We start from the raw sequence: 976 nt of genomic DNA, 5'->3' as shown, positions 1-976 counted from the left end.
AGCCCCGGTGTCGGTCGCGAGCACGCCCCCGAAACGAAGAAGACTCCTCACGCACCCGCCAGAGCCCGGTTACCCTTGCTGCGTTTCCGCCCTGGGGGAGTTGGCCTGGATGGCGTCACGTGAGGAGCCGCTGAACACTCTACCGGACGGAAGGAGCAGCATCGAACCCATGAAGATCGCCATCGCAGGGGGACACGGCCAGATCGCCCTGATCCTCGAACGCCTCATCACCGAAGCCGGACACGACGCCATCGGCATCGTCCGGAACCCCGCGCACGTCTCCGACGTCGAACAGACGGGTGCGCGAGCACTGGTCGCCGACCTGGAACAACTGGGTGAGGACGAGCTGGCACTCCGGTTGCGCGGTGTGGACGCGGTGGTGTTCGCTGCCGGTGCCGGGCCGAACAGCGGTGCCGAGCGGAAGCTCTCGGTGGACCGGGACGCCGCTGTGCTCCTCGCCGAGGCCGCGGTGCGCCTGGACATCGAGCGCTTCGTGATGATCTCCGCGATGGGCGCGGACGCGTACGACCCGGAGCGTGCGAAGCTGCCCGCCCAGGACGAGGACGACGTCTTCCAGGTCTACCTCCGCGCGAAGGCCGAGGCGGACGCGAACGTGCGGATGCGTCGGTTCCGGTGGACGATCGTCCGCCCGGGCGGCCTCCTCGACACCCCGCCGCAGGGCACGGTGACGGTGGGTCGCACGGTCCCCCGCGGTTCGATCCCCCGCGCGGACGTCGCGGCCGTCGTCCTGCACGCGCTGCTCGACGACACGGCGGTCGGCAAGCAGTTCGAGGTCACCAGCGGTGACACGCCGATCCCGGCCGCGCTGAACGCGCTCGGCTGACGGAACGGAACCCTTGACGGACCGGACCGTTTGACGGGCGGGAGGGCCCCCCCCCCGGCGCGGGGGGGGGCGCCCGGCGCGCGGGGGGGGGCGCCCCCCCGCCCCCCCCCCCCCGGGGGGGGGGGGGGGGGG

The 976-nt window shown here is 72.7% G+C and carries 1 protein-coding gene and 1 other RNA gene; one reads left to right on the top strand and one right to left on the bottom strand.

Features of this window, described 5'->3' with window-relative positions:
• Nucleotides 1–35: 35 nt before the first annotated feature.
• Nucleotides 36–132: signal recognition particle sRNA small type (ffs, locus tag QCD68_RS17190), an RNA gene on the bottom strand.
• A gap of 37 nt (nt 133–169) precedes the next feature.
• On the opposite strand from ffs, the gene QCD68_RS17185 reads away from it, so the two are divergent.
• Complete coding sequence (locus tag QCD68_RS17185) at nt 170–844, top strand: SDR family oxidoreductase (protein WP_111074321.1); 675 nt, start codon at nt 170–172, stop codon at nt 842–844.
• The last annotated feature ends 132 nt before the right edge of the window (nt 845–976 follow it).

The organism is Curtobacterium sp. PsM8 (assembly GCF_030433875.1).
Classification (GTDB): domain Bacteria; phylum Actinomycetota; class Actinomycetes; order Actinomycetales; family Microbacteriaceae; genus Curtobacterium.
The sequence above is the reverse complement of the archived record's forward strand: the minus strand, read 5'-3'. Positions and strand labels throughout refer to the sequence as shown.

What these genes read in the sequence shown, in the direction of transcription:
- QCD68_RS17185 (WP_111074321.1), top strand. Translation starts at nt 170, where the DNA reads ATGAAGATCGCCATCGCAGGGGGACACGGCCAGATCGCCCTGATCCTC.